General features: G+C 66.6%; 14 protein-coding genes and 1 tRNA gene. 13 read left to right on the plus strand and 2 right to left on the minus strand.

Features of this window, described 5'->3' with window-relative positions; translation table 11 throughout:
- The first annotated feature begins 70 nt into the window (after positions 1-70).
- The 3 genes from argH to ABWO17_RS03695 all read left to right on the plus strand — a co-directional run bounded on the left by argH (position 71) and on the right by ABWO17_RS03695 (position 2,733).
- Positions 71-1,453 carry an argininosuccinate lyase gene (gene argH / locus ABWO17_RS03685; RefSeq protein WP_353116199.1) on the plus strand — a complete coding sequence of 461 codons (1,383 nt, stop codon included), beginning with the start codon at positions 71-73 and terminating at the stop codon, positions 1,451-1,453.
- A 122-nt stretch (positions 1,454-1,575) separates the two neighbouring features.
- On the plus strand, positions 1,576-2,187 hold the full coding sequence (locus tag ABWO17_RS03690) for a hypothetical protein (protein WP_353116201.1): 612 nt from the start codon (positions 1,576-1,578) through the stop codon (positions 2,185-2,187).
- A gap of 279 nt (positions 2,188-2,466) precedes the next feature.
- Positions 2,467-2,733, plus strand: coding sequence for an RNA recognition motif domain-containing protein (locus ABWO17_RS03695; protein WP_353116203.1), 267 nt, complete (start codon positions 2,467-2,469; stop codon positions 2,731-2,733).
- A 212-nt stretch (positions 2,734-2,945) separates the two neighbouring features.
- Here the strand turns inward: ABWO17_RS03695 and ABWO17_RS03700 are convergent, their stop codons facing one another.
- On the minus strand, positions 2,946-3,845 hold the full coding sequence (locus ABWO17_RS03700; RefSeq protein ID WP_353116205.1) for a substrate-binding periplasmic protein: 900 nt from the start codon (positions 3,843-3,845) through the stop codon (positions 2,946-2,948).
- Between the two features lie 347 nt (positions 3,846-4,192).
- Positions 4,193-4,286, minus strand: a tRNA-Sec gene (locus tag ABWO17_RS03705).
- A 325-nt stretch (positions 4,287-4,611) separates the two neighbouring features.
- Between ABWO17_RS03705 and ftsH the strand changes: the two genes are divergently transcribed.
- The 10 genes from ftsH (at position 4,612) to ABWO17_RS03755 (ending at position 17,110) form a co-directional block, all read left to right on the plus strand.
- Positions 4,612-6,657: an ATP-dependent zinc metalloprotease FtsH gene (ftsH, locus tag ABWO17_RS03710; protein WP_353116207.1), complete on the plus strand. Its 2,046-nt coding sequence runs from the start codon at positions 4,612-4,614 to the stop codon at positions 6,655-6,657.
- Positions 6,657-7,625, plus strand: a complete 969-nt coding sequence (folP, locus tag ABWO17_RS03715) for a dihydropteroate synthase (RefSeq protein ID WP_353116209.1) — start codon at positions 6,657-6,659, stop codon at positions 7,623-7,625. The genes ftsH and folP overlap by 1 nt, the downstream gene beginning before the upstream one ends.
- Entirely contained in the window at positions 7,625-8,368 is a 744-nt protein-coding gene (gene cdaA / locus ABWO17_RS03720) for a diadenylate cyclase CdaA (protein ID WP_353116211.1), read from the plus strand. Before folP ends, cdaA begins: the two co-directional genes overlap by 1 nt.
- Before the next feature lie 2 nt (positions 8,369-8,370).
- Positions 8,371-9,270: a CdaR family protein gene (locus ABWO17_RS03725; protein ID WP_353116213.1), complete on the plus strand. Its 900-nt coding sequence runs from the start codon at positions 8,371-8,373 to the stop codon at positions 9,268-9,270.
- A gap of 238 nt (positions 9,271-9,508) precedes the next feature.
- Positions 9,509-10,861: a phosphoglucosamine mutase gene (gene glmM, locus ABWO17_RS03730; RefSeq protein WP_353116215.1), complete on the plus strand. Its 1,353-nt coding sequence runs from the start codon at positions 9,509-9,511 to the stop codon at positions 10,859-10,861.
- Between the two features lie 244 nt (positions 10,862-11,105).
- A complete protein-coding gene (gene galU / locus ABWO17_RS03735; RefSeq protein ID WP_353116217.1) occupies positions 11,106-11,981 on the plus strand; it encodes a UTP--glucose-1-phosphate uridylyltransferase GalU in 876 nt (291 codons plus the stop codon).
- Positions 11,982-12,080: 99 nt separating this feature from the next.
- Positions 12,081-14,513 (plus strand): replication restart helicase PriA, encoded by a 2,433-nt coding sequence (gene priA / locus ABWO17_RS03740; RefSeq protein WP_353116219.1) that lies wholly within the window; start codon positions 12,081-12,083, stop codon positions 14,511-14,513.
- 32 nt (positions 14,514-14,545) lie between these two features.
- The gene (locus ABWO17_RS03745) at positions 14,546-14,713 is read left to right on the plus strand and encodes a hypothetical protein (protein WP_353116221.1); all 168 of its coding nucleotides are present in this window, start codon (positions 14,546-14,548) and stop codon (positions 14,711-14,713) included.
- Between the two features lie 172 nt (positions 14,714-14,885).
- The gene (locus tag ABWO17_RS03750) at positions 14,886-15,278 is read left to right on the plus strand and encodes a response regulator (protein WP_353116223.1); all 393 of its coding nucleotides are present in this window, start codon (positions 14,886-14,888) and stop codon (positions 15,276-15,278) included.
- Positions 15,275-17,110, plus strand: a complete 1,836-nt coding sequence (locus ABWO17_RS03755) for a response regulator (protein ID WP_353116225.1) — start codon at positions 15,275-15,277, stop codon at positions 17,108-17,110. Before ABWO17_RS03750 ends, ABWO17_RS03755 begins: the two co-directional genes overlap by 4 nt.
- Positions 17,111-17,215 lie beyond the last annotated feature (105 nt).

Below are 17,215 nucleotides of genomic sequence, written 5' to 3' on the forward strand. Positions count from 1 at the left end.
CATATTCCGTGGGGCCTCCCGTATGGGGGGCCTTACGCGTACCAAGCCGCCGCAACGGCAGGGACCAGTAATGGCCGAAAAGAAGATGTGGGGGGGGCGGTTCCGTCAGGCCACCGCCGCCCTGGTCGAGGAATACACCCAGTCCGTTTCGTTCGACCGCGCCCTGTACGCGCAGGACATCGCGGGTTCCAAGGCGCACGCGCGCATGCTGGCCAGGCAGGGTGTGCTGACGGCGGACGAGGCCGCGCGCATCGTCGAAGGGCTGGACATGGTGCTGGCCGAGATAGAGGGCGGCACCTTTGTCTGGCGGCGCGAGCTGGAAGACGTGCACATGAACATCGAAAGCCGCCTCACCGAGCTGGTGGGCGACGTGGGCAAGAAGCTGCACACCGGACGCAGCCGCAACGACCAGGTGGCGCTGGACTTCCGCCTGTTCGTGTCCGACCGCATCCGCGCCTGGCGCGGCCTTGCGCGCGACCTGGTGGGCGTGCTGGCGGAACGCGCGGGCGAACACGTCGATACGCTGCTGCCCGGCTGCACCCACATGCAGCCCGCCCAGCCGGTAAGCCTTGGCCACCACCTGCTGGCCTATGCGTGGATGCTGCGCCGCGACGCCGAGCGGCTGGCCGACTGCGACCGCCGGACGCGCGTGTGCCCGCTGGGCGCGGCGGCGCTGGCGGGCACCACCTATCCGCTGGACCCGGCGTACGTGGCCGAGCAACTGGACATGTACGGTACCTTCCGCAACAGCATGGACGCCGTGTCCGACCGCGACTTCGTGCTCGAATCGCTGTTCTGCGGGGCCACCATCATGGCCCACCTGTCGCGCCTGTGCGAAGAAATCATCATCTGGGCCAACCCGGCCTTCGGCTTCGTGCGGCTGCCCGACGCCTACGCCACGGGTTCGTCCATCATGCCGCAGAAGAAGAACCCCGACGTGGCCGAGATCATGCGCGGGAAGACGGGCCGCGTGTACGGCGCGCTGACCGCCATGCTGACCACGGTGAAGGGCCTGCCCATGACCTACAACCGCGACATGCAGGAGGACAAGGAACCGTTCCTCGACTGCGACCGCACCGTGTCGGCATCGCTGGAGATCATGGCGGGCATGCTGCGTGAACTGGGCTTCAACGAAGGCCGCATGCGCACGGCCCTGCGCGCGGGCTTCCTGAACGCCACCGAACTTGCCGACTACCTTGTCGGCAAGGGCATTCCCTTCCGCGAGGCGCACCATCTGACCGGGGCCGCCGTGGCCCTTGCGGAAGAGCGGTCCATCACGCTGGAAGAATTGCCGCTCGCCGACCTGCAAGCCATCTGCGACCGCATCGGCGACGACGTGTACGCCGTGCTGGACCCGGCGGCGGCAGTGTCCCGGCGCGAGATGCCCGGCGGCACCGGCCCCGCGTCCGTGGCGGCGCAGTTGGCGGAGCTTGCCGACTGGCTGGAAGAGTAACTGGTCGAACCGGCGCAACGCATCCGAAACATGCTCACAAGCGGGCCGCCTTCCGGCTGGGGGGCGGCCCGACGCAAAATGTCCGTCTGGCCCGTGCCACGGCGGAGCGCACAAGGAATCCGATGCAACGCAACAAGAAGCTCATTCCCGCATTGCTGCTTGCCGTGCTGTTCAGCTGGGCGCTGTACAACCTGCTTTCCGTCTCGGGCCTGCTGCCCGGCAGCGGGACGGTGATGGAACAGGGTGACGACGGATCGGCCCTGCTGCCCGCCGAACTCAAGGCCGAGGTGACGGCCCTGAACACGGCGGACGAGACGGCATCGGACAACGAATGGATGGCCATGGTCACCCAGGCCTCCAGCGGCAGATACTACAAGGACGCGCGCGACCAGTCGCTGACCCTGGCCGCCTCGCGCGCGCTGGAGGCGGGCAGGTTTGCCGTGGCCATCACCGCTGCGGAGGTGATGTACCACCCGGAGCCGCGCGAGGATGTGTTGCAGGCGGTGGTGAAGGAAGCCGCCAGAACCCGCGCCACCATCAAGTATTCCGTGCGTGCGGCGCGCAACCTGTCGAAACTTCAGCAGCGGCGCGCGGCGCATGCCCTGATCGTGCAGGCCTGGGCGGAACTGGCCAAAGGCGGGCAACCGCAGGCCGGTGATGGCGCGGCCCCCGGCAGCGTGCCCGCTGCGCCCGGCGCCGCCGGGCTGACTGTTGGTCCCGCCGTGGGGCAGTAGCGCGGGCTTTTCGATGGAGCTGCGGATATAGAATTCGGGTAGCGGTGCGACGGACAAGCGTTTTCAGGCGGAATTGTGACAGATTCTACTTGACCGCTCGAAAAACTCCGACTAATTCTCCAATCATGTCGGTCGATGCTCCGGGTGTGCCGTGCGTCGGGATCGGCATGGGCTTGTGGCAAGAGTTTCGGCGAGTCGATAGGCATCCCACCTACAGAGTTTCTGCCCGATCTTTCGCACGAGCGAACCCCCTCATTTTCCCTGCAAGGAGTTTTCCTGATGTCCAAGTCTCTGTATGTGGGCAACCTGCCTTTCTCCGCCTCTGAAGACGAAATCCGCGACCTGTTCTCCCAGCACGGCCAGGTGCTCAGCGTGAAGCTGATCTCCGACCGCGAAACCGGTCGCCCCCGTGGCTTCGGCTTCGTCGAAATGGAAGCCGCCGACGCCACTGGCGCCGTGGAAGCGCTGAACGGCTACTCCTTCGGTGGCCGCGCCCTGAAGGTCAACGAAGCCCAGCCCCGCGCTCCCCGTCCGCCCCGCTGGTAGTTTCGGCGCAGCACCAGCCGTGAGCGCCCCGCGCGCCATGTGCCGGTGACCACGCGGATACGCAGCAATCACAAGGCCCGCCTGCCGGAAATCCGGTCAGGCGGGCCTTTTTTTCTGCGTTGCAAGACGGTGCGGCGCAGGGCGCGGTTGCCGTCGCGAGGGGGGGGCTGCCTTGCGGCAGCCACGCCGCGACATCACTGGCACGAGGGCCCTCAGCGCGCTAGCCCTGCCTCCTGTGCCAGAATGCGGCGCAGGGTGCCGTCGACACGCATTCGCTCGATTTCCGCGTCGATTTCGGGCAGGTGCCCGGCCAGCGGCGAGCGGCGCGAAAAGGCCATGTACAGCGGATAGCTGCGTACCGGGCGCTCAGCCTTGCCCACGGCGGCCCGCAGGTCGGGCTGGTTGAGCAGATAGGCTTCCGCCACCAGGTCGTTGCTCAGGCACAGGTCCACGCGCCCGCTGCGCAGCTTGGCAAAGTTGCTTTCGTCCGATGGTGCGTATTCCACGGACAAGTGCAGGCGTTCCACGGCGGCCAGGAATTCCGGCGAATAGGTATAGCCCTGCACTAGGCCGATGCGGTAGGGGCGCAGGTCCTCGTAGCGCTGCCAGGCAAAGCCGTTGTGTGCGGGCCGGGCGTAGTAGAAGGACTGATGCGCCTCGGCCACCGGCACGGAAAAAACCATGGCCTCCTCGCGCTCCGCAGCATGGGCCAGCATGCTCACGCCGTCGGCGGTGCCATCCTCCATCATGCGCAGCACACGGTTCCAGGGCAGCAACCGCTGCCGCACGGGAAGGGACAACCTGCGGAACAGTTCCTCGGCAAGCGCGGTGGCCGTACCCTTCACGCTGCCGCCATCAAGCACGACGGTGTACGGCGGGTACACGGTGTTCACCAGCAGGAACGCATCGTTGCGGGTGTCATTGGCGAGGGGCGCGGCACTGTCGTGGGCCTGCGCGGGGGCGGCGCACGGAAAGGCGAGCATGGTCAGGACTGTCAGGATGGCCAGAGTGGTCAGGAGGGGCAGGACGGAACGGGCAGGCCGGAGCAGCAGGATGCACGCGGGGCGGGGGCACCGTGATTGATGGCGGGAAGGGAGTGGGGATGAGGGCATGGGGGGCCTGCTGCTGAATCGTACGGAGTATTCGGGGGCCGGGCTCCGGGCCTTGGCTGGGGCACCCCGCAGGGGAAACTGGGGTATCGGCGGACCGATGGCCTGCTGGCGGCGTGTCATAGCAGATGCGTCGCAAATGGCAATCCCCCCCGCATGCGCGGGCTTTTGTGTGCCACGCCTTGGCAATGCCCCGAGTAACATGGCGTGGATATGCGAAGTATTATTTTGCTGTAAGCTCGGGCTGGCACTTGAGCGGGGGGCACGGGCCGGACGGAAAATGTGGCATGCGGGGCTGGGCAGGGGCTGCGAAACGAAAAAAGGCCCCGTATTCCAGGGCCTTGGCGTCGTGGCGGAAGCGTATAGGAGTCGAACCTACCATGGACATCTCTGCCCACCACCGGTTTTGAAGACCGGGCGCCACACCGGTGACGAAACGCTTCCGCGAGGGTTTGGCGTATCTAGCAGAATCGGTGTGGCACGGCAAGACGGGGAAGCGTGCCCGTGTTACGGGAAGCTGAGGTACAGCGCATGGGGGGCGGGATCGGGGGACCATGGAGGGGGCATGGGCACACATCGTGAGCCAAGTGACGCAGGCCGGAAGGGGGGCGTGCGGAGGCCGGATCGGGGAGCCGGATCGGGATACCTTGCCCGGTGGCCCGAAAAGGCGGGGAAAGTGCGCCCGCGCGCATTGTCAAATAGTTCCCGACGACTTAAAAAGGAGAAATCGTCCGCATGACGGACGTTCACTTCCGCACGGAGGCCAGACTTGAACCAGTTTTCGCGCAATCTGATACTCTGGGCGATCATCTCGTTGCTGATGGTCGTCCTGTTCAACATGTTCAATCAGCCACAGGGGACGCAGGCGCGTCTTACCTATACGGAATTCCTCCAGAAGGTCGAGCGCGGCGAGGTGCTGCGCGTGACCATCCAGGGTCAGAAACTGACGGGCGAAAGCTCGGAGGGCAAGGCGTTCCAGACCTATGCCCCGCACGATCCCGAACTGGTCACCCGCCTCATCTCCCAGAAGGTCGAGGTGAAGGCGGAACCGCAGGAAGAAGCCCCCTGGTACATGACCCTGCTGGTTTCCTGGTTCCCCATGCTGCTGCTGATCGGCGTGTGGATTTTCTTCATGCGCCAGATGCAGGGCGGCGGCGGCAAGGCCATGTCCTTCGGGCGTTCGCGCGCCCGCATGATCACGCCGGAATCGGCCCGCGTCACCTTCGAGGATGTTGCGGGCGTGGACGAGGCCAAGGAAGAACTGAGCGAAGTGGTGGAGTTTCTGTCCAACCCGCGCAAGTTTACCCGCCTTGGCGGTCGCATTCCCAAGGGCGTGCTGCTGGTCGGCCCTCCCGGCACCGGCAAGACCCTGCTGGCCCGTGCCGTGGCGGGCGAGGCCGGGGTGCCGTTCTTTTCCATTTCCGGCTCCGACTTCGTGGAAATGTTCGTGGGCGTGGGCGCATCGCGCGTGCGCGACCTGTTCATGCAGGGCAAGAAGAACGCCCCCTGTCTTATCTTCATCGATGAAATCGACGCCGTTGGCCGTCAGCGCGGAGCGGGTCTGGGCGGCGGGCACGACGAACGCGAGCAGACCCTGAACCAGTTGCTGGTGGAAATGGACGGCTTCGAATCCAACGAGGGCGTCATTCTCATCGCCGCCACCAACCGTCCCGACGTGCTGGACCCGGCGCTGCTGCGCCCCGGCCGTTTCGACCGTCAGGTGGTGGTGCCCACCCCCGACGTGCGCGGTCGCAAGCGCATCCTTGAAGTGCACACCCGCCGCACGCCCCTGGCCACCGGCGTGGAACTGGACATCATCGCCAAGGGCACGCCCGGCTTTTCCGGCGCGGACCTGGAGAACCTCGTCAACGAGGCCGCCCTGCAGGCCGCCAAGGTTGGCAAGGACACCGTGGACATGGGCGATTTCGAGTACGCCAAGGACAAGGTGCTGATGGGCAAGGAACGCCGCAGCCTCATCCTGAGCGACGAGGAAAAGCGCATCACCGCCTACCACGAGGCGGGCCACGCCCTGGCCGCCAAGCTGCTGCCCGGTTCCGACCCGGTGCACAAGGTAAGCATCATTCCGCGTGGTCGCGCCCTCGGCATCACCATGCAGTTGCCGGAAGGCGACCGCCACGGCTACTCGCGCTCGTTCCTGCTGAGCAACCTGGTGTTGCTGCTGGGTGGCCGCGTGGCCGAAGAGGTGGTGTTCAACGACATCACCACCGGCGCGGGCAACGACATCGAACGCGCCACCAAGATGGCCCGCAAGATGGTCTGCGAATGGGGCATGAGCGAGGCCATCGGCCCCATGAACATAGGCGAGCAGGGCGAAGAGGTGTTCATTGGCCGCGAATGGGCTCATTCCCGCAATTTCAGCGAGGAAACGGCCCGGCTGGTGGACGCCGAAGTCAAGCGCATCATCGAGGAGGCCCGGCAGCGCTGCCGCATCCTGCTCGAAGGAAACATCGATTCGCTGCATGCCATAGCCGGTGCCCTGCTGGAGCGTGAAACCATCAGCGGCGATGACATCGACGTGCTGATGCGCGGCGAACAACTGCCGCCGGAAAAGCCCAACAACCGCAACGGCGCCCCCCGCGCGGGGGAGCAGCCCGCGTCCGGCGGAAGCGCCGGGGCTCCTTCAACCTCCGGCGCGCAGCCCGGTCCCGTTTCGGCGGGCACGGCCCCGGCAGGCGCTGACGCCGAGACCGCCGGGCGCGACGAGTTCACCCTGGAAGCCGACGACACCGCCGAACGCGGCGGCCCTGGCGGCCCCGGAGGTAATGACGACCCCAGCGGCGGGGCGGGGCGTTGATGACGACGGCTTGCGGCCTCGCGCAACAGGCCATCTGGACCGTAAGGGGGGGAAGGGCGGTAACGCCCGCCCCCCCTCATCCCTTTGTGGTGTTCGGCATCGTCAACGTCACGCCGGATTCGTTCCATGACGGCGGCCACTACACCACCCACGAGGCGGCAGTGACCCACGCCCTGCGCCTGGCGGGAGAGGGCGCGCACGTGCTGGACATCGGGGGCGAATCGTCGCGGCCCTATGCCGATCCGGTGCCGCTGGAAGAAGAACTGGCGCGGGTGCTGCCCGTGGTGCGGGGTATCCGCGATGGCTACGCGGCACATGCGGCGGACCATGCGGCGGACCATGTCGCGGCGCATGCCGCAGGCCAGGACCCGTCCCCCCGCCCCGGCGGCGGGCCGCTGCTTTCCGTGGATACCTACAAGGCAGGCACGGCGGCGGCGGTGCTGGACGAGGGCGTGGACATCATCAACGACATTTCCGCCTGCGCCTTCGACCCCGGCCTGCTCGACGTGGTGGCCCACTACAAGCCCGGCTACGTGCTGATGCACAGCCTGGGCAGGCCGGAAACCATGCAGGACGCCCCCGCCTACGAAAACGTGGTGGATGCGTTGCTGGACTTTTTTCACGAAAAGATGGATGTGCTCGTGCGCGCCGGGTTGCCGGAGTCGCGCATCCTGCTCGATCCCGGCATCGGCTTCGGCAAGCTGACGGAACACAACTTCGAGATCCTGCGCCGCATAGAGCGGTTCGGCGCGCTGGGGCGTCCGCTGTTGCTGGGGCTTTCCAACAAGTCGTTGTTCGGCGGGCTGCTGGATCTTGGCCACGGGCAGCGGGCGGGTGCCACCCAGGTTGCCACGGCCCTTCTGGCCGCGCGCGGGGTGCAGTGCCACCGCGTGCACGACGTGGCGGAAACGGTGCGCACCCTGCGCCTTACCCAAGCCATGGCCCCTGTGCCACGCACGGAGAACTGATGCTGGGCCTGGAGAACGTCACCGCCAACTGGCGCGACCTGCTGGACATCGCGCTGGTTACCGCGCTGTTCTACCGCATCATCGTCATGGTCAAGGACACGCGCGCCGTGTCGGCCATTTACGGGCTGCTGTTGCTGGTGGTCACCTATTTCGTCTCGCGCGAGCTCGGGCTGTACACGCTGGGGTGGCTGCTGGAAAGCTTCTTCGGCTCGTTGTTCCTGGTGATCATCGTGCTGTTCCAGCGCGACATCCGCCAGGCCCTCACCGACATGGGGGCGCGCAGCTTCTTCCGCAAGAAGACCACGGACGACGATACCCTGAACGAGATCATCGGCGCCGCGCTGTACCTTGCCCAACGCAAGATCGGCGCGCTCATCGTCATCGAGCGCAACGTGGCCCTCGGCGACATGATCGAACGCGGGGTGAAGCTGGGGGCCGCGCTTTCGCGCGAGTTGCTCATCACCATATTCTTTCCCAAAACCCCCCTGCACGACGGCGCGGTGATCATCCGCAAGGGCGAGGTGGCGGCGGCAGCGTGCATTCTGCCCCTGGCCACCGTGGACCGCCAGGACTTCGGCACCCGGCATCGCGCGGCGCTTGGCATTACCGAGGAAAGCGACGCGGTGGCGGTGGTGGTTTCCGAAGAACGCGGGGCCGTTACCGTGGCCGTGGGCGGCAAGCTGACCACCAGCCTGGATGCCACGCGCCTGAAGCGCGTGCTCAAGAACATTCTGGAGAAATAGCGGTGCGTTCCAACTGGCAGTACGCCGTCATGGCCTTCGTCATGTCCGTCACCCTGTGGTACATGGTCACCGGGCGCGAACGGGTGGAAGTGGTGAGCGAGGTGCGGCTGGAATTCAAGGGTATTCCCCAGAACCTCGTGGTGCGTGAAGGGCTGGTCAACAAGGTCAGCGTGCGCGTGCGCGGCCCCAAGGGGCTGGTGCGCGTCATGACCGCCCGCGACATGGGCTACGCCATCGATCTCAGCAATCTGAAGCGCGGCACCAACATCGTGCCGCTGACGGCGGAGAAGCTGCCAGAGGCGCGCGCCTTCGAGGTGGTGGAGATAACCCCCTCGCGGCTGACGCTGGAGGTGGATGCCATCGTCGAGAAGGACGTGCCCGTAACCGTGGATATCAACGGCACCATTCCCGTGGACGTGCGCATCGACAAGGCGGAGGTTACCCCCGCCAGGGTGCACCTGCGCGGGCCGGAATCGCTGGTGTCGCGCATCGACAAGGTGAAGGTGGCCGTGGCCGCCCCTGCGCTGGACGAGGCGGGCACGGTGGAGGTGCAGGCCACCCCGACCCTGCCCGAGGCCACGGAATCGACGCCGCCCACCGTTTCCGTGCGGCTGGACACGGCCCTGCGCGTGAAGGAAACCACCCTCAAGCGCGAGGTGGCCGTGCAGGCACCGCAGGGACTGAGGGCGCGGGTTGCCCCTCGCACGGTTACCCTGTTGCTGGAAATGCCCGCCTCCGTCGCCGCCGATGCCGAGGCGCTGCGCGCCATCCGGGTGTACGCGGAAGTGCCCGAGGGTACCGGTGCCGGGCAGGAGAAACTGCCCGTGCGGGTGGATCTGCCGGACAGGGTGCGGCTGAAGGATATTTCGCCGGACACCGTAAGTGTGACCTTTCGCAAGTAGACCCACGGGCGGCACAGCCCGGCCTGCGCCTGCGTGGCTGCCCGCGTGCGCCTCGGCGCACCTGCCCCGCGCGGTGCATGGGCCGTGGCGCCTGCCGTCGCTTCCGCCCCCCATGCCATACCTCCGTGATCCGTACCGTCCGCGAGCCGGGCGGACCATTGAACAACCCCCGCAAATACTGTACTCAGGCGCACCGGCGGCGCTGGCCGCCAACGCACAATCCAGAGAGGATTCGCAGATGGGCAAACGCCTGTTCGGCACCGACGGCCTGCGTGGCCAGGTGAACATCTATCCCATGACCGCCGACGTGGCCCTGCGTCTGGGCCTTGCGGCGGGAACCCATTTCCGCAATGGCCAACGTCGCCACCGGGTGGTCATCGGCAAGGACACCCGCCTTTCCGGCTACGTGTTCGAATCGGCCCTGACGGCGGGCCTGTGCGCCGCCGGCATGGACGTCTACCTGGTCGGGCCGCTGCCCACGCCCGCCATCGCCTTCCTTACCCGCAACATGCGGGCGGACCTTGGCGTGGTCATCTCTGCCTCGCACAACCCCTTCATGGACAACGGCATCAAGTTCTTCGACAAGGACGGCTTCAAGCTGCCCGACGAGACGGAGAACAAGATCACCGACATGGTGCTGGACCCCGACTGGCAGTGGGACTACCCCGCCCCCGAGCGCGTGGGCCGCGCCGCCAAGATCGAGGACTCTCCGGGCCGGTACATCGTCTACCTGAAGAACAGCTTTCCCGCGCACCTCACCCTGGACGGCATGCGCGTCGTGCTCGACTGCGCCAACGGCGCCAACTACAAGGTGGCCCCGCTGGCGCTTGAGGAGTTGGGGGCCGAGGTCATCAAGATCGGCACCGAACCCAACGGCCTGAACATCAACCACCAGTGCGGCTCGCTGTACCCCGGCGTTGCCGCCGGCAAGGTGCTGGAAACCCGCGCCGATGTCGGCCTGGCCCTGGACGGCGACGCCGACCGGCTCATCGTGGTGGACGAGAAGGGCACCGTGCTCGACGGCGACCAGATCATGGCCCTGTGCGCGGAAGACATGCTGCGGCGCGGCGCGTTGCGCAACAACACCCTGGTGGCCACGGTCATGAGCAACATGGCGCTCGAGGTGTTCATGAAGGAGCGCGGCTGCAAGCTGCTGCGCACCCCCGTGGGCGACCGCTACGTGGTCGAGGCCATGCGCCGCGAGGGCGCCAACCTTGGCGGCGAGCAGTCTGGCCATCTCATCTTCATGGACCACGGCACCACCGGCGACGGCCTGATGGCGGCCCTGCAAATCTTGCGCATCATGCGCGAGCGCGACCGGCCCCTGTCGGAACTGGCGGGCCAGTTGCAGCTTTTCCCGCAGGAGCTTATCAATGTTCATGTGGAGCGGAAGATTCCCTTCGAACAGTGCCAGCCTGTGCTTGACGGAGTGGCCAAGGTCGAGGCGGAACTGGGCGACAGGGGCCGCGTGCTGTTACGCTACTCGGGCACGGAAGCCGTCTGCCGCGTGATGGTGGAGGGCGAGGACCCCGAGCAGGTGAAGCGGTTGGCCGGGCTGCTGGCGGAGACGGTGCAGAAGCACCTGCGCTAGTTTGCAAATGGGCCTTTCGCCCGTTGGCGTCGTCAAACACTCCTGCCATGACGGTCGAATACAAGAAGAGTATGCTCCCTCATGGCAGGATTGTTTTCCTTGCCAACGAACGAAAATCCTCATTTGCGAAGGGGTCCGCCCAGTTGTCGGCCCAGTTGCCTGGCGGTGACGGTGCAGACTGCCCTTCAGTCTTTGCCTTTCTGACGCACGCCGACACGCCGACACATTCCAAAGGAGCCACCCCATGAACATCCGCAAGGTCGTCATTCCCGTCGCCGGCTGGGGTACCCGTTCGCTTCCCGCCACCAAGAACATTCCCAAGGAAATGCTGCCGGTCTACAACAAGCCGGTGGTGCAGTACGTGGTGGAAGAAGCCATGCGCTCGGGCATCGGCGACGTGGTCTTCGTCACCAACCGCGACAAGAAGATCATCGAGGACCACTTCGACTACAACCTGCAACTGGAAAGCGTGCTGGAACGCGCCGGCAAGACCGAGATGCTGCGCCAGGTGCGTGAGGTGGCAGAGATGGTCAACATCATCTCCATCCGCCAGAAGCAGCAACTGGGGCTTGGCCACGCGGTGCTGTGCGCCCGCGACGTGGTGCGCGACGAAACCTTCGCCGTCATGGTGGGCGACGACCTGATGTTCGGCATGACGCCGGGCATCAAGCAGCTCATCGACGTGGCCGCCTCCGAGCGGTTGCCCGTCATCGGGGTGATGGAAGTGCCCGCCGACAAGGTGAACCGCTACGGCATCATCTCCGGCGAGGAATTCGCCCCCGGCATCTTCAAGGTCAACAAGCTGGTGGAAAAGCCCAAGCTGGGCGAGGCACCTTCGCGCCTGGCCATAGTGGGCCGCTACGTGCTGACCCCCGACATCTTCCGCTGCCTGGAACAGATGAAGCCCGGCCACGGCGGTGAAATCCAGCTTACCGACGCGTTGCAGATGCTGGCCGACGACCGGGGCCTGCTGGCCGTGAAGATTCGCGGCATGCGCTTTGACGCGGGTGACTGGGCGGAATACCTTACGGCCAACATCTACTTTGCCTTGCAGGACGAAGAACTGCGCGACGAACTGGTGCGCCAGCTCAAGCCGCTTTTGCCCTACAGCGGCACGTAGTCCCTGGGTAATCCGGAATGTCGTGAACCATGGCCGGGGGGAGGAGTTTCCGCCCCCCGGTTTTCTTCTTGTCCCTGTCCCTTCCTTGGTACCTGCGCCATGTCCACGCACCCCTCACAAACGCTCAGGGCCGTCGCCCTGCTCAGTCCGCCGTACGCCACGCTGACGTACGCCGTGCCGCCGTGGCTGCCGCCACTGGCGTGGCGGCGGGGTACGCGGGTGGCGGTGCCGCTGGGCAACGGCGCGGTGCGCGTGGGCGTGCTGCTGGACGACGAGGCGCACGCGGCGGCAAGCGTGGGCGCGCTGCCGGAAGGCGTCGTGCCCCGGCCCATGCTGTGGCCCCTGGAGCGTGAACCGCTGCTGAGCGCAGGGTATCTGGACATGGTGCGCCAGTTGGCGTTGCGCCAGGCAGTGAACGAGGGGCAGATACTGGGCAACTTCCTGCCCGTGGGCCTGCGCACCACCCAGGTGCGGTTGCGCTTTTTCGAGGACGGGCGGGCACGCACGCTGAAGTTCCGCGACCTTGCGCCTCTGGCGGACAAGGACCCCGCGGCGTTGCACCGGCTGGGCCAGGCCTGGATGGACGGTCGGGGCGAGGTGCTGGACAAGGCCGAGGACGCCGCCGACGCGGAGCTGTGCGCGGTGACGGCGGACCCGCCGTGGCCGGTGCGGCCTTCTGCCGTGCGTCAGGTGCAGTTGCTGGAATACCTGTGGGACAAGGGCTCGGCCAGCCGCCGCGCGGTGCTGCGTGACCTTGGCGCGGCATCGGCCACCGCGCTGGAAGGGTTGCTGAAGCGTGGCCTTGTGGCGGTGACCCGGCGCGACGACGGCGACTGCGCCTGCGACGAGCCTGCCGAGGGCGAAGGCCCGGCCTGCCTGTATGGCCCGGCCGACGCCACCCTGGACGCCCCCTTCGAACTGAATGCGGCCCAGCGCGCGGCTCTGGACGACTTTCTGGCCGCGCTGGACGGTCCCCGCGCGGAACATCGCCTGTTGTACGGCGTGACCGGCAGCGGCAAGACGGCGGTATACCTGGATCTTGCGCGCGAATGCCTGGCGCGGGGGCGTTCGGTGATGTTGCTGGCGCCGGAAGTTGCCCTGGCCTGCAAGTTGCGGCGCGATGTGAACGAACGCCTGCCCGGCGCGCCGCTGTTCTTTTTTCACGGCTACCAGGGGCCGACCCAGCGCGAACGCACCTTTCGCACGCTGGCCGCCCGACGCGAGCCGTGCCTTGTGGTGGGCACCCGCTCGGCCCTGTTCCTGCCCGCGCCCGACCTTGGGGTGGTGGTGCTGGACGAGGAGCACGACACCTCGTTCAAGCAGGACGAGGGGCTGGCCTATCAGGCCAAGGAAGTGGCCTGGTTCCGGGTGGGGCAGGGCGCCGGGCTGCTGGTGCTGGGATCTGCCACGCCGGACGTGAAGACCTTTCATGCCATGCACGAGGGGCGCCTGCCCATGGCGGCCCTGCCCGAGCGGGCTGGCGGCGGCACCCTGCCCGACGTGGAACTGGTGGACATCAAGGACCTTGCCTCCACCGATTCGGTATTGGCCGCCCAGAGCGGTGCGGCCCTGCGCGAAACGGTGGAGCGCGGCGAGCAGGCGGTGATCCTGCTGAACCGGCGCGGCTACGCCCCGCTGATGTACTGCCTGGACTGCGGCACCGTGGCCCGCTGCCCGCACTGCGATATTGGCCTTACCTACCACAAGGGGCGCGAACGGCTGGTGTGCCACTACTGCGGCCATTCCGTGCCGTACCCGGCCACCTGCCCCAACTGCAAGTGCATGCATTACCTGCCCATGGGCGAAGGCACGGAAAAGCTGGAGGAAACCCTGGCTGCGCTGTTGCCTGCCGGGGGCAAGGTGCTGCGCCTTGACCGCGACTCGACCAGAAGGCCGGGGCGGATGGAGGAAATCCTGGGGGCCTTTGCCCGGCGCGAGGCGCAGGTGCTGGTGGGCACCCAGATGCTGTCCAAGGGACACCATTTTCCGGACGTGACCCTGGCCGTGGTGGCCGATGGCGATCTTGGCCTGAACCTGCCGGACTACAGGGCGGCGGAACGTACCTTCCAGTTGCTCGTGCAGTCGGCCGGGCGGGCCGGGCGCGGCGAAAAGCCGGGCCGGGTGCTCATCCAGACCCGCGACCCTTCCCACTATTGCTGGAATTTCGTGCGCACGGCGGATTACGAGGGCTTCTACGCCCACGAGATTGCCAAGCGCCAGCAGCGCAGGTACCCTCCGTTCGTGCGGTTGGCGCTGGTGCGCATCAGCTATCCCATGGATTTCACGGGCGGGGCGGAGGAATTGGCCCGTTTTGCCAATGCGGTGCGCGCCTTGGGGCGCGAGCGCGGCGTGCAGGTGCTGGGGCCAGCCCCTTCGCCGCTGCCGCTGCTGCGTGGCCGCAAGCGCTTTCAGTGCCTGCTGAAGGCCGACGACTGGCCGAGCATCCGTTCGCTGTTCGGGGCGGCGGGCGCCACGCCGGGCATCGGTCATCTGCGCATTTCGCTGGATCTTGACCCCGTCAACATGATGTAGCCCGCGCTCCGCGCGGCACCAAGGATACCGCCATGATCATCGTCGTCCGCAAGTGCAGCGACTGTCCCTTCTGCAGCCAGGGCGATCCCGCCCGCTGCAACCTTTCCACGCCCAGGTATCGCCCGCTGGATATCGCGCTGGACCGCCCCACATGGTGTCCGCTGCGGCGCGAGCAGGCCATCGTGCGCGAGGCGTCCTAGCCGTCCGGTGCCGCCCGGGTGCCCCGTTTGCGGACGGATATGCATTCCGGCGTTGCAGGCAGTGCCGCGTCTGGCATATGGTGTATCCGGCGGCAGGTCATCCCGCGATGGCCGTATATTCCACGTGGGGGCGCACCGGGCGGGGGAAGCATCGGGGCAGTACGGGGTAGCTATGAACAATGCCGACATCCTCATCCTTGTGGTGGATGACGAAGAGATGGTGCGCGAAAACCTCGAGGCATACCTTGAGGATGAAGGGTTCCGGGTCGTTACGGCAGGCAGTGGCGAGGACGCACTGGATCTGCTGGAACGCCACCGACCCGACGTGGGCATCATCGACATGCGCCTGCCGGGAATGAGCGGCAACGATTTCATCATACGCGCCCATCAGGCGCTGCCCACGTTGCGCTATCTCATCCACACGGGCTCGACCAACTACAAGCTGCCGTCGGAACTCATCACCATCGGCGTGCAACGCGCCGACGTGTACATCAAGCCGCTGCAGAACATGGACGACCTGGTGCAGGGCATCTTTCGCCGTCTTTCCGTGCCGGAGCGGGCATGAGTCCCGCCAGAAGCTTCCCCTTTCCGCCCGATCCGCCCGATCCGCCCGATCCGTCTGCCCCGTCGTCTGGCCCGTCGTCTGGCCAGTCCGCCCCGTCTGGCCAGTCCGGCCAGTCTGGCGCCCCCTCGGTAGTCGTCATCGACGATGACACCATGGTGCGGCGCAGCATTACCGCCTACCTCGAAGATCTTGGCTACAACGTGCACGAAGGCACCGATGGTCGCACCGGCCTTGATCTGGTGCGCGCGGTGCAGCCCGATGCCGTGCTGGTGGACTTGCGCATGCCCGGCATCGATGGCCTGGACGTTCTGCGCGAACTGGCGGTCGAGCGGCCGGACATGCCCACCATAGTGGTGTCCGGTACCGGGGTCATGCAGGACGCCATCGAGGCGGTGCGCCGGGGCGCCTGGGATTTCATCCTCAAGCCCATCATGGACCTGGAAGTGCTGGGCCACCGGGTGCGGCTGGCCATCGAACAGGGGCGACTGCGCGTCGAGAACCGCCGCTACCACGAGAATCTGGCCGAAGAGGTGGCCCTGCGTACCCGCGAGCTGGAACAGGCCCGCATGGAGGCGGAATCGGCCAACCGCGCCAAGACCCAGTTCCTCGCCAACATCAGCCATGAACTGCGCACGCCGCTCAACGGCATCATCGGGCTGACCGAGCTGCTGCTGGCCGCAGGCCCTGCGGGCGAGCAGGAGGAGTGCCTGGGCATGGTGCGCCAGGCAGGGCTGGATTTGCTGTCCATCGTCAACAATCTGCTGGACATGTCCAGCATAGAGGCCGGGCGCATCGCCCTCAACGAGGCCCCGTTCAACCTGCGCGAAACCGTGGGCGATCTGATCCGCGTGCTGGACGTGCAGGCCCGCTGGAAGAACCTGACCCTTGCCTGCGACGTGGCGCCCGACGTGCCCGACAGGCTCATGGGCGACGCCGCGCGGCTGCGCCAGGTACTGACCAACCTGATCATCAACGGTATCAAGTACACCGAGGTGGGCGGCGTTTCCCTGTCGGTGGAACTGGACGGCGGTCAGCTGGTGGTGCCTGGTGACGGGCAGGGCGTGCATCCCGTGCATGCGGGAAGCCCGGTGACACTGCGCGTCACCGTGCAGGACACCGGGGTGGGCATTGCCCCGGAAAAGTGGGAACGCATCTTCGAGCCGTTCACCCTGGCCGAGAATTTTCTGACCAAGAAGTACGGCGGCGCCGGACTTGGCCTTGCCATCTCGCGCGAGATAGCGCGGATGATGGGGGGAGAAATCACGGTGCGCAGCCAGGTGGGGGCGGGCAGCACCTTTGTGCTGACCATGCGCTTTGCCATGGGCGAATCGGTGGCACCGCGCCCCCGCGACGCCAGCCTGCCGGTGATCCGGGGCGTGAACCGGCGGCTGCGCATCATGGTGGCCGAGGATGACGTGATCAACCGCAAGCTGGCGGTCTATTTCTTCGAACGCATGGGGCACGATGTCATTACCGTGTCCAGCGGCATCGAGGTGCTGGCCGGGCTGGAGCGTGAAACCAGCGACCTTTTGCTGATGGACATCCAGATGCCCGAGATGGATGGCCTGGAAACCATACGCGCGCTACGCGGGCGCAAGGGCGGCCCGTCGCGGGTGCCGGTCATCGCCATGACGGCCCATGCCATGGCCGGAGACCGGGAGCGCTTTCTGGCCGAGGGCATGGACGGCTACGTCTCCAAGCCCGTGGATTTCGGCTGTCTGGTGGCCGAGATAGAGACCGTGCTGGGCGCGCGGGGGGTGCTTGACGTGGCCCCGGACACTTCGATTGCCGGGCATGTGCACAGGGCAGACTGCCGCGCCGAATCGGAATAGCGACAGGACATGGACGCCGCGCGTGGTGCGCGCGGTACGCCGGGGCGCGGGGAGCGGACATGAGGTCTGATTCCCGCGCCCCGGTGCGTTGCGGGTGGTGGTGGG

The organism is Nitratidesulfovibrio sp. (genome assembly GCF_040373385.1).
Taxonomy (GTDB): Bacteria; Desulfobacterota; Desulfovibrionia; order Desulfovibrionales; family Desulfovibrionaceae; genus Cupidesulfovibrio.

Coding starts and splice junctions, on each gene's coding strand:
- argH (WP_353116199.1), top strand. CDS start 71: ATGGCCGAAAAGAAGATGTGGGGGGGGCGGTTCCGTCAGGCCACCGCC.
- ABWO17_RS03690 (WP_353116201.1), top strand. CDS start 1,576: ATGCAACGCAACAAGAAGCTCATTCCCGCATTGCTGCTTGCCGTGCTG.
- ABWO17_RS03695 (WP_353116203.1), top strand. CDS start 2,467: ATGTCCAAGTCTCTGTATGTGGGCAACCTGCCTTTCTCCGCCTCTGAA.
- ABWO17_RS03700 (WP_353116205.1), bottom strand. CDS start 3,845: ATGCCCTCATCCCCACTCCCTTCCCGCCATCAATCACGGTGCCCCCGC.
- folP (WP_353116209.1), top strand. CDS start 6,657: ATGACGACGGCTTGCGGCCTCGCGCAACAGGCCATCTGGACCGTAAGG.
- cdaA (WP_353116211.1), top strand. CDS start 7,625: ATGCTGGGCCTGGAGAACGTCACCGCCAACTGGCGCGACCTGCTGGAC.
- glmM (WP_353116215.1), top strand. CDS start 9,509: ATGGGCAAACGCCTGTTCGGCACCGACGGCCTGCGTGGCCAGGTGAAC.
- galU (WP_353116217.1), top strand. CDS start 11,106: ATGAACATCCGCAAGGTCGTCATTCCCGTCGCCGGCTGGGGTACCCGT.
- priA (WP_353116219.1), top strand. CDS start 12,081: ATGTCCACGCACCCCTCACAAACGCTCAGGGCCGTCGCCCTGCTCAGT.
- ABWO17_RS03745 (WP_353116221.1), top strand. CDS start 14,546: ATGATCATCGTCGTCCGCAAGTGCAGCGACTGTCCCTTCTGCAGCCAG.
- ABWO17_RS03750 (WP_353116223.1), top strand. CDS start 14,886: ATGAACAATGCCGACATCCTCATCCTTGTGGTGGATGACGAAGAGATG.
- ABWO17_RS03755 (WP_353116225.1), top strand. CDS start 15,275: ATGAGTCCCGCCAGAAGCTTCCCCTTTCCGCCCGATCCGCCCGATCCG.